This window comes from Aeromicrobium camelliae (assembly GCF_003850045.1).
Lineage (GTDB): Bacteria > Actinomycetota > Actinomycetes > Propionibacteriales > Nocardioidaceae > Aeromicrobium > Aeromicrobium camelliae.
Genome location: NZ_RQJX01000002.1, coordinates 177,407 through 190,100, shown reverse-complemented (window position 1 = coordinate 190,100; position 12,694 = coordinate 177,407). Strand labels below are relative to the sequence as shown.

Here is a 12,694-nt window from a genome sequence, read left to right as displayed (position 1 = left end):
GTTTAATGATAGCGTGTCCCACCTCACACCGCGACGCCCCGCTGACGAGACCGCCCTGCCGCGGCTCGACTTCCACCCCTACCGCTGGGGTGACCCCGCGCATGCCGTCACGCTCTCGGAGCGCCTCATCGGCGCCCTCGGCCTCGTGGGGATCAGCGTGCGCGAGACGCCTCCGACGCCGGTCGGTGAGCTGCGGCTTCCTCCGTCGCGGCTCAGCGACTCCTTTCGCTCCGCGCTCGTCGAGCTGATCGGCGCGGAGCACGTCAGCACCGCTCACGACGACCGCGTCGCCCATGCGGTCGGCTGGTCCACACCGGACCTGTTGCGACTACGACGCGACGCGCTCGCCGACGCTCCCGACGTCGTCCTGCGTCCAGCTGACCACGAGCAGGTCGTCGCGCTCCTGACCTGGTGCAGCGAACAGCGCGTGGCCGTCGTCCCCTACGGCGGAGGGACGTCGGTCGTGGGCGGCCTTGCCGCACAGCGCGACAGCTTCGAGGCGCTCGCGTCCCTCGACCTCGGTCGGCTCGATCGGCTCGTGGACCTCGATGCCACGTCTCGAGTGGCCACCCTCGAAGCGGGGCTGCGCGCGCCGCGCGCCGAAGAGCTGGTCGCCGCCCACGGCTTCACCATCGGACACTTCCCGCAGTCGTACGCGGGGGCCTCCATCGGAGGCTTCGCGGCAGCGCGGTCGGCCGGCCAGTCCTCAGCGGGCTATGGGCGCTTCGACGACATGGTCGTCGGGCTGACGGTGGCGACGCCGCGCGGAACCATCGAGGTCGGGCACGCGCCACGATCGGCCGCCGGGCCGGATTGGCGGCAGATCCTCCTCGGCTCGGAAGGGGCGTTCGGCGTCATCACCCGGGTGCGGCTGCGGGTGCGTCCGTTGCCGACGATCCGCGTGTTCGAGGGATGGAGGTTCCCGGACTTCGCCTCAGGCGCTGAGGCCCTGCGTCGGCTGGCCCAGGACGGCCCGCTGCCCACCGTGCTGCGGTTGTCCGACGAGCTGGAGACGCTGGTCAACCTCGCCGACCCCAACGAGTCGCTCGCGGAATCGCCGGGCGGATGCCTGGCCATCACCGGCTACGAGGGCGACGCGGACGACGTGGCACGCCGGCGGGAGGCGGCAACCGCGGTGCTGCGCGACGCGGGAGGCGCCCTGCTGGGTGAGGAACCGGGTGAGGCATGGCGAGCCGGGCGGTTCAACGCGCCGTACCTGCGCGACCCACTCCTGGAGCACGGTGTGCTCATCGAGACCCTCGAGACGGCGACCTTCTGGTCTTCCCTGCTCGAGGTGCGCCAGGCGGTCAGCGACGCGCTGACAACCGCGCTCGCCGAGCAGGGCACCCCCGGCATCGCCATGTGCCACATCTCCCACGTGTACGAGACCGGCGCGTCGCTGTACTTCACGGTGGCCGCACAGCAGGCGGAGGATCCGCTCAGCCAGTGGGCGACCGCCAAACGCGCGGCGAACGCGGCGATCGGCCGCCTGGGGGCCGCACCCAGCCATCATCACGGCGTCGGCGTCGACCACCGCGAGCTCTACACCGAGCAGCTCGGCCCCGTGGCCACCGAGGCGCTCCAGTCGCTCAAGGCATCGCTCGATCCGGTCGGCATCCTCAACCCGGGCGTCCTCCTCCCCCGCCGGGAACAGTGACATGACCGCCTTCACCGCGCTGCTCAACCCGATCTCGGGCACCGGCGGTACGAGCCGCGAGCGGTGGGACCCGGTGGCGCGCGTCTTGCGCGCCGCGGGCGCCGAGGTCGACGAGGAACTGACGGTCGGCGCGTCGCAGGCCGGCCAGCGCGCGGAGGAACTGTCGCGGCAGGGGCGCGTGGTGGTCGCCGTCGGCGGCGACGGGCTGGTGCGCGATGTGGCCGGTGGCGTCGTCGCCGGGGGCGGCACGCTCGGTATCGTCCCGGCCGGTCGCGGCAACGACCTCGCACTCGGTCTCGGACTCCCCGAGAACCCGGACGGGCTCGCGCGGGTGCTGCTCGACGGATCGGTGCGGCGCATCGACGTGCTCGACGCCGACGGCGTGGTCGTTCCCGGCAATGTCTACGCCGGGGTGGACTCGCACTCGACGCGCATCATCAACCGGTATCGCCGCATGCCGCCGTTGCTGCTCTACCGTTTGGCCCCCGTCCTCGCCGTCCTGCGCTGGCGCCCGACGACGTTCGAGCTGACCCTCGACGGCGAGCGGGTCGAGGAGCGTCTCATGATGCTCGTGGCGGCGAACTCGGGCCGGTACGGCCACGGGCTTCACATCGTGCCGAGCGCCCGGCTCGACGACGGACTCATCCACGTGCTGACCGTGGACGGCGACGCGCCCCTACGCCGACTCGCGTCGTTCATGAAGGAGGCGAAGACCGGTGCGCACGTCCAGCGGCCGCAGGTCACCGTGCGCACCGCCGGCGAAGTGACGATCCGGGCCCACGGCCCCGTGCCGTTCGGCGCCGACGGCGACGAGATCGCCGAGCACACCCTGACAGTCCGCTGCCGACCTCGCGCCCTCCCCGTCCTCGTAGACCCCAGATTTGCGCCCGAATCGTCGACCGAAGCGTCGCCCGGTTGGCACATTGAGCGCAAATCTGGGGTCTACGGGAGCTAGAATCTACCGCTGCTCTTGCGGGCGCGGCGCGAGAGCGAGTCGATCGTGACGGCCAGCAGCAGCACGGCGCCGGTGACGATGTAGCGGATCTCTGCCGCCACACCGATGAGGTTGAGTCCGCTCGTGATCGACTGCAGCACGAGCATCCCGAGCAGTGCGGCGAATGCCGAGCCGCGACCACCGAAGAGGCTCACCCCGCCGATCACCGCCGCGGCGATCGCCATGAGGTTGGTGTCCGTCCCGCCGCTGGACTGGGCGACCGACTGCAAGCGCCCCGCGGCGAGCACCCCGCCGAGCGCCGCGAACATGGACGCCAGCGCGAAGACGCTGAGGTACACCCGGTCGACCGCGATACCTGCGCGGCGGGCCGCCTCCTCGTTGCCGCCCACGGCGTACACGTGACGCCCCCAGGTCGTACGACGCAGCAGCTGGTCCATCAGCACGATGACGAGCACCCACAGCAGCGGCATGTAGCCGATGCCGCGGTCGATGTTGAGGTAGTACGCCATGGCCACAAGGCCCACGACGAGGAGGCCCGCGCGGACCGCCACCGAGAGGATGGACGGAGCCGACAGGTTGAGCGAGCGGCGGCGCCGGATCGTCACCACGCGCCCGGCGAAGTAGATCGCGCCTGCCGCGACCGCGAGCGCGTAGGACGCCCAGTCGGGCAGGAACCAGAAGTTGGCGAACTTGATGATCCAGGAGTCACCGGGCAGGTTGACCGTGCCATTGGAGCCCAGGACTGCCAGCTGCACACCGAGGAGGGCCAGCAGGCCGGCGAGCGTGATGACGAAGCTCGGAACACCGAAGCGCGTGTACAGCAGTCCGTAGAGCACGCCGATCGCGATGCCGCAGGCGAGCGCGGCGAGGATCGCGGTCAGCAGCGGCCAACCCTGGTACACGAGCAGCACCGCGAGGATCGAACCTCCGAGACCGCTGACCGAACCGACCGAGAGGTCGATCTCGCCGAGCAGCAGCACGAGCACGATGCCGACGGAGATCATGCCGATCGTCGCCGAGTCGAGGCTCAGCTCGACGAGGTTGCGCGACGAGAGGAACCGCGGGTTCTGTGCGTAGAAGACCGCCCAGATGACCACAAGCCCGACGATCACCGGCACCATGCCGAGATCGCCCGACCGCATCCGGCGGAGGAAACCTCGCAGCAGCGCGCCGGGCGAGGAATCCTCCACCAAGCGCTCGTCCGCGCGGTCCGCGAACGCGGGGCCGGTGCTGGACGTGCGTTCGTCCGTGGTGCTCATGCTCGGGTTCCCTTCCCAGCGGCGCGCTGAGCCACCACGTTGTCCGACGCGCCGGTGATGGCCGCGACGAGCTCCTCGGTGGTGACATCGTCGATCGCGAACTCGGCGGCGTTGCGGCCGAGACGCAGGACGTAGATGCGGTCCGCGACCGCTTGGACGTCGGCCATGTTGTGGCTGATGAGAACGACGCCGAGGCCGTTCTCCCGCAGCCGCTCGACGAGGTTGAGCACCTCGGCCGTCTGGGCGACACCAAGCGCCGCCGTGGGCTCGTCGAGCATGATGACCTTCGGCGCACCGACGAGGCTGCGTGCGATCGCCACGGTCTGCCGCTGTCCACCTGACAGCGAAGCGATCGGAATGCGGACCGAGGGGATCTTGGCGCTCAGCTGCCGCAGCAGTTGCCAGCTGCTCGCCTCCATCTCGACCTCGTCGAGCAGACCGCCGGCGGTGTGCTCCTGCCCGAGGTAGAGGTTCGCCACCACGTCGAGGTTGTCGGCGAGCGCGAGGTCCTGGAACACGGTCGCGATGCCGAGTTCCTTGGCCTGCTTGGGCCCGTCGATCGTGACCGGGCGGCCGTCGAAGACGATCTGGCCCTCGTCGGGCGTATAGACGCCGGACATGATCTTGACGAGCGTGGACTTGCCGGCGCCGTTGTCGCCGACGAGCGCCACGACCTCGCCGGGCCGGACCTCGAGGCTCACGTCGCTGAGGGCTTGGACCGCGCCGAAGCGCTTACCGATGCCCGACAACGAGAGCACGGGGGCGGAAGTAGTCATCGAGGAGTCCTCATCGAAGCTGGTGGGTCGGGCATGGCGGGCGAGAGACCCCAGGCTCCCGCCCGCCACGACCTCACTGGAGACCGACCGCCGTGCAGGCGTCGGCGTACTCGGTCGTGCAGATGTCGTCGACGCTGTAGAAGCCATCGGCCACCACGGTGTCCTTGACGTTGTCCTTCGTGACCGAGATGGGCTCGAGGATGTAGGACGGGACACCCTCGAAGTCCGTGGTGTCGGACGGATCGTCGCCGTTGATGAGGTCGACCGCGAGCTCCGCGGCGCGCTCGGCCTCGGTCTTGATCGGCTTGTAGACCGTCATGTACTGCTGATCGGAGATGATCCGCTGGATCGCCGCGAGCTCGGCGTCCTGGCCGGTGATCGGCGGGAACTCCGTGACGCCGGCGGCCTTCAGCGCGGCGAACACGCCGCCGGCCTGACCGTCGTTGGCGGCGTAGACCCCGGCGAGCTGGGCCGGATCGATGTTGTTGAGCTGGCTGCTGGTGAACTGTTGCGCGTTGTCCGGGCTCCAGTCCGGGTTGTCGTACTCGGCCAGGATGTTCAGTCCGCTGTCGTCGAGGACGTTGTGCGCGCCCTTCTTGAACTGTCCCGCGTTCGGGTCCGTCGGTGCGCCGTTGAGCATGAGGATGTCGCCGGAGTCGCCGGTGGCCTCGACGAGCGCCTCACCCTGCATCTCGCCGACCCGCTCGTTGTTGAACGAGATGTAGTAGTCCGCGTTCTCGATGAAGCGGTCGTAGGCGATGACGGGGACGTCGGAGGACTGGGCGGACGTGACGATGCCGGTGGCCGCCTTGCCGTCGACCGGGTCGAGCACGAGCACGGACGCGCCGTCGGTGATCGCCGACTGCGCCTGTTGCTGCTGCTTCGACGCGTCCTGGTCCGCGTTGAGGTAGTTGACCGTGCAGTCGTCGCACAGTTCCTTGACCTTGGCCTCGAACAAGGGCTTGTCGAAGGCTTCGTAACGAGTGGTCTTGGTCTCGGGCAGCAGCAAGGCGATGGTCTTGCCGCCGTCGCCGGAGTCGTCGGCGCTGTTGGCGCCGCAGGCGGCCAGGCCGGCCGTCCCCACGACGACGATGAGACCGAGCGCAGCGGTGCGACGGTAGCGGTTCACGGGGTCCTCCACGAGGTGGTTCGGTGGTGTGGCGCCGACTGGGACCGCGGTCGCAGCCGACGATGTGACGCCAGTGTGCTACGTCACAGCTTTGTCGTCAAGACATGAACACAAGATCGCTCCGCTTCCAACGATGACCACGTTTTATGTTCAGCTCTTGACGCATGGACCGATGTCCGTCACAGTGTCGCCATGACCGGTCGCCACACCACAGCCGCCCTGCGCGCTCAGAACCGGCGACTCGTCTTCGAGGCGCTGCAGCACGGTGGCGAGGTGAGCCAGGCGGAGATCGCGCGCTCGACCTCCCTCGCGCCGGCGACCGTCTCCAACATCGTCAAGGAGCTCGTCGCAGGAGGCGTCGTCGACACGGTCGCCGGAGCAGGACGCCGCGGCGCCGTCGTCCGGGTCGCCCGTTCCGCGGGCATCGTCGCCGGCGTGGATTTCGGGCACGCGCACGTGCGGGTCTGCCTCGCCGATCTCGGCGGCACGATCCTCGGTTCCGAACTCGCGCCGCTGGACAACGACCACGACTATCGCGACGGCCTCAAGCTCGCTCAGAGCATGCTCGAGCGGCTCGTCGAACAGCTCGACACGGCGGTCCCGCTGCGCTCGGTGGGAGTCGGGCTTCCTGCGCCGATCAGCGCCGACGGCATCATCAACTCCGGCTCGATCCTCCCCGGATGGATCGGGGTCGACGCGCAGCTCGCGGTGAGCGAGCTCTTCGGCGTACCGGCGCGTGTCGACAACGACGCCAACCTCGGCGCGCTCGCAGAGTACGCCGAGGGAGCCGGACGCGGCGTCCGGTCCATGGCGTACCTCAAGATCTCCTCGGGCATCGGCGCAGGTCTCGTCCTCGACGGCAAGATCTTCCGCGGCGGGATCGGCACCGCGGGCGAACTCGGCCACCTCACGATGGACGAGGACGGACCGTTGTGCCGGTGCGGGAGCCGCGGCTGCCTGGAGGCGTATGCCGGCGGTACCTCCCTCACGCAACAGTTCAGCAGCTTCGAGTCAGGCCTGACGGTGCGCGAGTTCGTGAGCCGGGCGGTCGAAGGCGACCTCGGTGCCCGGCGGCTCATCGAGGACGCCGGCCGCCACCTCGGCCGCGCTGCCGCTGCGCTCGCGCAGATCCTCGGGCCGGAGCTCATCGTCGTCGGCGGTGACATGGCCGAGGCGGGCGAACTCCTGCTGGCCGGCGTACGCGACGGCCTGCGGCGGCACGCGCTCGAGCCGATCGCGCTGCGCACCGAAGTCGCTCGCGCGACCCTCGGTGACCGCTCCCCCGCCGTCGGTGCCGTCAGGGCCGCCCTCGAGGCCGTCACCATCTGACCCACGCAGACCCCAGATTTGCGCTCCATTCGTTGACCGCGGCGCCTCCGCGTCGACAAATTGAGCGCAAATCTGGGTTCTCAGCACGACGAAGGCCCCCGGGAGATTTCCCGGGGGCCTTCGCGTGGTGCGGGTGCGTCAGGCGATCAGAAGCCCATGCCGCCCATGTCGCCCATGTCGGGCGCGCCGCCACCGGCCGGAGCGGGCTCCGGCTTGTCGGCCACGACGGCCTCGGTGGTGAGGAACAGGGCCGCGATGCTGGCCGCGTTCTGCAGCGCCGAACGGGTGACCTTGGCCGGGTCGATGATGCCCTCGGCGATCATGTCGACGTACTCGCCGATCGCCGCGTTGAGGCCGTGGCCCGGCTCCAGGTTGGCGACCTTCTCGGCCACGACGCCGCCCTCGAGACCGGCGTTGACCGCGATCTGCTTGAGCGGAGCCGAAGCGGCCGTGCGCACGATGTTGGCGCCGGTGGCCTCGTCACCCTCGAGCTCGAGCTTCTCGAACGCCGCAGCGGTGGCCTGGACGAGCGCCACGCCGCCACCGGCGACGATGCCCTCCTCGACGGCGGCCTTGGCGTTGCGGACGGCGTCCTCGATGCGGTGCTTGCGCTCCTTGAGCTCGACCTCGGTGGCCGCGCCGACCTTGATGACGGCCACGCCGCCGGCCAGCTTGGCGAGACGCTCCTGGAGCTTCTCGCGGTCGTAGTCGGAGTCGCTGTTCTCGATCTCGGCCTTGATCTGGTTGACGCGGCCGTTGATCTGCTCCTGCGAGCCGCCACCCTCGACGATGGTGGTCTCGTCCTTGGTGGTGACGACCTTGCGAGCCGTACCGAGCAGCGTGAGGTCGGCGTTCTCGAGCTTGAGGCCGACCTCCTCGCTGATGACCTCGCCGCCGGTGAGGATCGCGATGTCGGCGAGCATGGCCTTGCGGCGGTCACCGAAGCCGGGGGCCTTGATGGCGACCGACTTGAAGGTGCCGCGCATCTTGTTGACGATGAGGGTGGCCAGCGCCTCGCCCTCGACGTCCTCGGCGATGATCGCGAGCGGCTTGCCCGACTGCATGACCTTCTCGAGGACCGGAACGAGGTCCTTCACCGAGCTGATCTTGCTGTTGACGATGAGGATGTAGGGGTCCTCGAGGACCGTCTCCATGCGCTCGGGGTCGGTGACGAAGTAGCCCGACAGGTGACCCTTGTCGAAGCGCATGCCCTCGGTGAGCTCGAGCTCGAGGCCGAAGGTGTTCGACTCCTCGACGGTGATGACGCCTTCCTTGCCGACCTTGTCCATCGCCTCGGCGATGATCTTGCCGACCGTGGTGTCGGCGGCCGAGATGGAGGCGGTCGACGCGATCTGCTCGGTGGTCTCGACCTCCTTGGCCATGTTCAGCAGCTGCTCGCTGATGGCCTCGACGGCGGTCTCGATGCCCTTCTTCAGGCTCATCGGGTTGGCACCGGCAGCGACGTTGCGCAGACCCTCGCGGACGAGCGCCTGAGCGAGGACGGTGGCGGTCGTGGTGCCGTCACCGGCGACGTCGTCGGTCTTCTTGGCGACTTCCTTGACGAGCTCGGCACCGATCTTCTCGTAGGGATCCTCGAGCTCGATCTCCTTGGCGATGGACACGCCGTCGTTGGTGATGGTGGGGGCGCCCCACTTCTTCTCCAGGACGACGTTGCGGCCCTTGGGGCCGAGCGTCACCTTGACGGCGTCTGCGAGCTGGTTCATGCCCCGCTCGAGGCCGCGGCGCGCTTCCTCGTTGAATGCAATGGACTTGGCCATGGTGTGCGTATCTCCCACACGAGTTCGTAGGTGCGGATCGGACGATGCCCGCGACGGACGACCGCTGCCGTTGCCGATCCCGTCTCGGCGTGACAGCCGGCCTCATCGGACCGATCCGGTCTAGCACTCTCACTATACGAGTGCTAATCAACGCATCGCAATACAGGTACGCACCTCGCGCTCAGCGCGCTTCGCCCTCATCCTGCCGTTCGGCCCGTTGCTGCTCCTCGGCCTCCTCGCGGCGGTCCTTGCGAGCGATGTAGAGGATCGCCCCGACCACGGCGGCCGCGGGGACGAGCGCCGGCAGTGCGAGCAGGGCCGAATGGTCGGCCATCAGCTGTTCGCCCAGGAGTTCCACGCGTTTCACCCTGTCAGACCGAGAGCAGCAGGTACAGGCCCATGAAGGTGTACGCCACCATGAGCACCATCATCGCGAGCTGCCCGGTGAGCCGGTGGGCCCGCGGCAGGGTCAGCAGCGCGCGGTCGTGAGCGGCGAGCACCGCGAGGATGTGCCCGCCCACCACGAACACCACCTTGAGCGTGCCGACGAGCATGGGCCGCTCGGACAACCAGAACGAGGGAGTCGCGTCGAGAGCGAGCAGGTCGATGACGGCGCGCTGCCCCTTCTCCACGAGGTACGTCAGATAGTGCGCGAAGACGTACCCCACGACGATCGGCACGAGCGTATGCACCAGATCCCCGGGCAGGGCACGCCGCTGCGCACGGGTGACGCCGCCGGTGGCCATGGCCGCCGCCACGAAGGCGGCGCCGACGACGAGCACGAAGACGAGGAGAGCGACGGTGTCGCCCAGCGTGGACATCTCGCGGAGCTGCCATTCCTGCGAGGCACCGAAACTGTCGAACGCCGTCGATCCGAGCAGCACTGCGACGATGGCGATCAGCCCGTGGTCGAGCGGGACCGTGGGGAGCGTGCGCAGCGGGTTGTGCGGGTGCCAGCGCCGGTCGACGACGAGCGGCGACAGGCGGGCGACGACGGCGCTGTAGACGTCGAACGGGTCGGCCCGGTTGAACCACCGCGGCCCGAACAGGACGCCCCCGACGACGGTGACCACCGCGTAGGTGCCGAGCCACCAGCGCACCGACGTGGTCGACCCGGGATCCGGCGAGCACAACTCGAGCCAGACGAAGGCGAGCAGGCCGGCAGCGGCGGGCCAGTACCCGAGCCACGACGGATAGCGGAGGTATCCCTGCGGGCGACCGAGCGCGCGGCCGAGGAGACGCTGCACGCCGCGCCAGGGCGACAGATCGCGCCACACGTGGCCGGCGACGAGCGCGAGCGGGACCAGACCCACCCACAGCCAGGTGTAGAAGAAGCCGACCGCCCCGGCGCGCAGTTGGTCAGAGCCGAGGAAGAGGGCGCCGTACACCCACACGGTGACCAGGGTGCCCACCACGGTGAGCCAGCTGCGGATCGCCGGCGGTCGGCCGACGTCGACGGGCTCGGCGAAGCGCGGCCGGCGCCATGCGAAGGCGACGACCGCGAAGGTGATCGTGAGGGCCCAGGCTCCCCCGATCACCGCGACCGGGAACGGGATGGGCAGGTCGGTCTGCCCACCGAGACCGTGCGTCGCGAGGGGTCCGGCGAGGAGCATCACGGCGTCACGACGAGCGTCGCGACCGTGGCGTGCAGGCCGTGCGTCTCGATGGCGATCTGCCCGGGGATCTGCGGCGTGTAGCGGAACTCCTCGCCCTCCATCCCGGGTTCGACCGCCCACGTCGCCTCCGGCTCACCGTGGACGTGGAGCTCGTCGGCGGCGTCACTCGTGACCCGCGCGACGACCTCCTGCCCCACGCTCACCTCGACCCGATCATTCGTGGGCGTGACCTCGCCGTCGGCGATCGTCACGTCCAGGACGACCGGCTCGGCGGCCTCGCTGCCCTCGTCACCTCGGTCCGTCGAACCGCCGCACCCGGCGAGCAGCACTGCTGCGGCGACCGCGGTGATCACGCTCCGCAGTCTCATCGGCCGGCCACTTCCGCGGGCACCGCCGGGGACTCGGCGTCGTCACGGACGGTGCGCGAGACACGGCCGACCGCGGCGGCAATGCCCCACAGCATGGCGAGCGTGCAGACGAGGACCACGGTGTTCCCGGCGGCCCACAACCACGTGGGGGCGCCGAGGTCGCGCTCGCGTTGGAGGATCTCGATCTCGCGGGTGAAATCGCGCGTCACGGTGTCCTCGACCGACAGTTCCTCGGCGCCGATGGCCGGGTCTTCGGGCAGGTAGACCGGGACGGCGGTCAGCATCCGGCCGTCCTGCACCCGCACGAGGGTCTTCCAGTTGCCCTCGATCGGCACGGGCTTGGTGGAGCGCCAGGTGTTGTCGCCGGTGCGCTCCAGGTTGTCGGACACGACGCCGGGGCCGCCGCCCTGCCACGCCATCAGCTGCACCCACGTGTACTCGTCGTCGACGAGGTCGACCGGTTCGACGGTCATCTCGATCTCGACCGCAGGCTCCTGCGCGGTGCCGACCTGCTCGATCGCGATCGTCGCGGAGGCGTCCTTGGGCGTCGTGTAATACAGGCCGTTGCCGATGCTGACGGCCAGCACCAGGATCGCGCCGAGGTAGATGCCCCGGCTGACGGACGGGCGCGGGAGACGGCCCTGCATCCCCATCGCGAACAGGGCACCGCACATGCCGGCGAAGACTGCGACCGGCACCGTCATGAGCAGGCCTTCGGCCCACATGTCCTGCGCCCAGGCGAACGGGAAGAAGGCGTCGTTCCAGAGCTTCTCGACCGCCGAGCCGACCGTGCCGATGACGAGTCCGGCCACTGCTCCGAACAGGATCGGGCGCCGTCGCAGCGCCGTCAGCGCCAGCAGTTCGACGAGGACGGCGGAGCCGAGATACAACGGGAACAGGTGATGAGCCTGGCCGAACACCCCGCCCACGATGAGCGACACGATGCCGCGGACGACGAGGAAGAAGAGGGCGGCGGCCACCGCGATGCCCGGGCCGGCGTACAGGCGGGCGACGACGAACGTCACCGCCGCCGCCAGGGCGATCATCATGGGAGCGAAGGGCATCCGGAACTGTGCGACACCGAAGTCGAACTCGGCCTGGAACACGGACAGGCCGATGAGCATCGCACCGAATGCGCACGTGAGCGTGACCTTGTGCAGTGTGCCGGTGTGGCGCGAGCCGCGGTCGTAATCGTCGCTCAGCTGGGCCTCGCGGTGCATCAGCACGATGCCCGCGGTGGAGAGGCCGGCACCGCCGATCAGCATGAGGTGCGTCGGACCCCAGAGCGTGACGTCCTGGCCGAAGAGCCGGTGCCACACGTCGTCGAGTGGGAAGCCGATCAGGGCGTAGATGCCGCAGCCGGCGATGAACACCGCGCTGACCGGGGCGAACCAACGCCGCGTGATGCGGACCGCCGCGCGGGACGGCCGGCGACCGTCACGCTCGTAGACGACGCCGACCATGCCGGCGATGAACAGGGCGAACAGGCCGATGAGGATGAGGTAGTGGGCCGGGTTGGCCAGCGGCCCCTCATCGCGGCCGCGGCCAGCGTGGAGGCTGACGTCCCACATGAAGCCGAGGAGCGCCACCACGAGTGCTCCGGCGATGAACAGCGAGGCGAAGGCGGCCCATCCGGGTTCGCCCGTGCGTCGCCGCAGTGCGTCGCCCATCCGGGCGAACCATTCGATGCGGTGCGTGCGATGCGCCCAGGCCACCGCGAACAGCGCGGCCGTGAGCACCATGCTGGCGACGCTCAGACCGATCACCTGGTCGAGCGCTGCGCCGCCCGCAGGGGTCGCAGCCGATTCGAGTCCCACCATAGTGGGA

11 protein-coding genes are annotated in these 12,694 nt (G+C 69.6%); 3 read left to right on the top strand and 8 right to left on the bottom strand.

The features are described from left to right. Positions 1 to 13: 13 nt before the first annotated feature. Complete coding sequence (locus tag EHW97_RS02600) at positions 14 to 1,657, top strand: FAD-binding oxidoreductase (protein ID WP_124235602.1); 1,644 nt, start codon at positions 14 to 16, stop codon at positions 1,655 to 1,657. Between the two features lies 1 nt (position 1,658). Continuing rightward, entirely contained in the window at positions 1,659 to 2,612 is a 954-nt protein-coding gene (locus EHW97_RS02595) for a diacylglycerol/lipid kinase family protein (protein ID WP_124235601.1), read from the top strand. On the opposite strand, the gene EHW97_RS02590 is transcribed toward EHW97_RS02595, so the two are convergent. The 3 genes from EHW97_RS02590 to EHW97_RS02580 all read right to left on the bottom strand — a co-directional run bounded on the left by EHW97_RS02590 (position 2,609) and on the right by EHW97_RS02580 (position 5,776). After that, on the bottom strand, positions 2,609 to 3,871 hold the full coding sequence (locus EHW97_RS02590) for a sugar ABC transporter permease (RefSeq protein WP_124235600.1): 1,263 nt from the start codon (positions 3,869 to 3,871) through the stop codon (positions 2,609 to 2,611). The genes EHW97_RS02595 and EHW97_RS02590 overlap by 4 nt on opposite strands. After that, positions 3,868 to 4,647 carry an ATP-binding cassette domain-containing protein gene (locus tag EHW97_RS02585; protein ID WP_124235599.1) on the bottom strand — a complete coding sequence of 260 codons (780 nt, stop codon included), beginning with the start codon at positions 4,645 to 4,647 and terminating at the stop codon, positions 3,868 to 3,870. The genes EHW97_RS02590 and EHW97_RS02585 overlap by 4 nt, the downstream gene beginning before the upstream one ends. A 73-nt stretch (positions 4,648 to 4,720) precedes the next feature. Further along, positions 4,721 to 5,776 carry a sugar ABC transporter substrate-binding protein gene (locus EHW97_RS02580; protein WP_243696268.1) on the bottom strand — a complete coding sequence of 352 codons (1,056 nt, stop codon included), beginning with the start codon at positions 5,774 to 5,776 and terminating at the stop codon, positions 4,721 to 4,723. A gap of 192 nt (positions 5,777 to 5,968) precedes the next feature. Between EHW97_RS02580 and EHW97_RS02575 the strand changes: the two genes are divergently transcribed. After that, complete coding sequence (locus EHW97_RS02575) at positions 5,969 to 7,105, top strand: ROK family transcriptional regulator (RefSeq protein WP_124235597.1); 1,137 nt, start codon at positions 5,969 to 5,971, stop codon at positions 7,103 to 7,105. A gap of 146 nt (positions 7,106 to 7,251) precedes the next feature. Here EHW97_RS02575 and groL read toward each other — a convergent pair whose 3' ends face one another. From groL to EHW97_RS02555, 5 genes are all read right to left on the bottom strand, one after another. Beyond that, the gene (gene groL, locus EHW97_RS02570; protein ID WP_124235596.1) at positions 7,252 to 8,883 is read right to left on the bottom strand and encodes a chaperonin GroEL; all 1,632 of its coding nucleotides are present in this window, start codon (positions 8,881 to 8,883) and stop codon (positions 7,252 to 7,254) included. A gap of 181 nt (positions 8,884 to 9,064) precedes the next feature. Further along, positions 9,065 to 9,241: a hypothetical protein gene (locus EHW97_RS15230; protein ID WP_166367346.1), complete on the bottom strand. Its 177-nt coding sequence runs from the start codon at positions 9,239 to 9,241 to the stop codon at positions 9,065 to 9,067. 13 nt (positions 9,242 to 9,254) lie between these two features. After that, entirely contained in the window at positions 9,255 to 10,496 is a 1,242-nt protein-coding gene (locus EHW97_RS02565; protein ID WP_124235671.1) for a hypothetical protein, read from the bottom strand. Continuing rightward, entirely contained in the window at positions 10,496 to 10,852 is a 357-nt protein-coding gene (locus EHW97_RS02560; RefSeq protein WP_124235595.1) for a hypothetical protein, read from the bottom strand. The genes EHW97_RS02565 and EHW97_RS02560 overlap by 1 nt, the downstream gene beginning before the upstream one ends. Before the next feature lie 11 nt (positions 10,853 to 10,863). After that, the gene (locus EHW97_RS02555; RefSeq protein ID WP_124235594.1) at positions 10,864 to 12,687 is read right to left on the bottom strand and encodes a hypothetical protein; all 1,824 of its coding nucleotides are present in this window, start codon (positions 12,685 to 12,687) and stop codon (positions 10,864 to 10,866) included. Between the last annotated feature and the right edge of the window lie 7 nt (positions 12,688 to 12,694).

Coding starts and splice junctions, on each gene's coding strand:
- EHW97_RS02590 (WP_124235600.1), bottom strand. CDS start 3,871: ATGAGCACCACGGACGAACGCACGTCCAGCACCGGCCCCGCGTTCGCG.
- EHW97_RS02555 (WP_124235594.1), bottom strand. CDS start 12,687: ATGGTGGGACTCGAATCGGCTGCGACCCCTGCGGGCGGCGCAGCGCTC.
- EHW97_RS02595 (WP_124235601.1), top strand. CDS start 1,659: ATGACCGCCTTCACCGCGCTGCTCAACCCGATCTCGGGCACCGGCGGT.
- EHW97_RS02575 (WP_124235597.1), top strand. CDS start 5,969: ATGACCGGTCGCCACACCACAGCCGCCCTGCGCGCTCAGAACCGGCGA.
- EHW97_RS02565 (WP_124235671.1), bottom strand. CDS start 10,496: ATGCTCCTCGCCGGACCCCTCGCGACGCACGGTCTCGGTGGGCAGACC.
- EHW97_RS02585 (WP_124235599.1), bottom strand. CDS start 4,647: ATGACTACTTCCGCCCCCGTGCTCTCGTTGTCGGGCATCGGTAAGCGC.
- groL (WP_124235596.1), bottom strand. CDS start 8,883: ATGGCCAAGTCCATTGCATTCAACGAGGAAGCGCGCCGCGGCCTCGAG.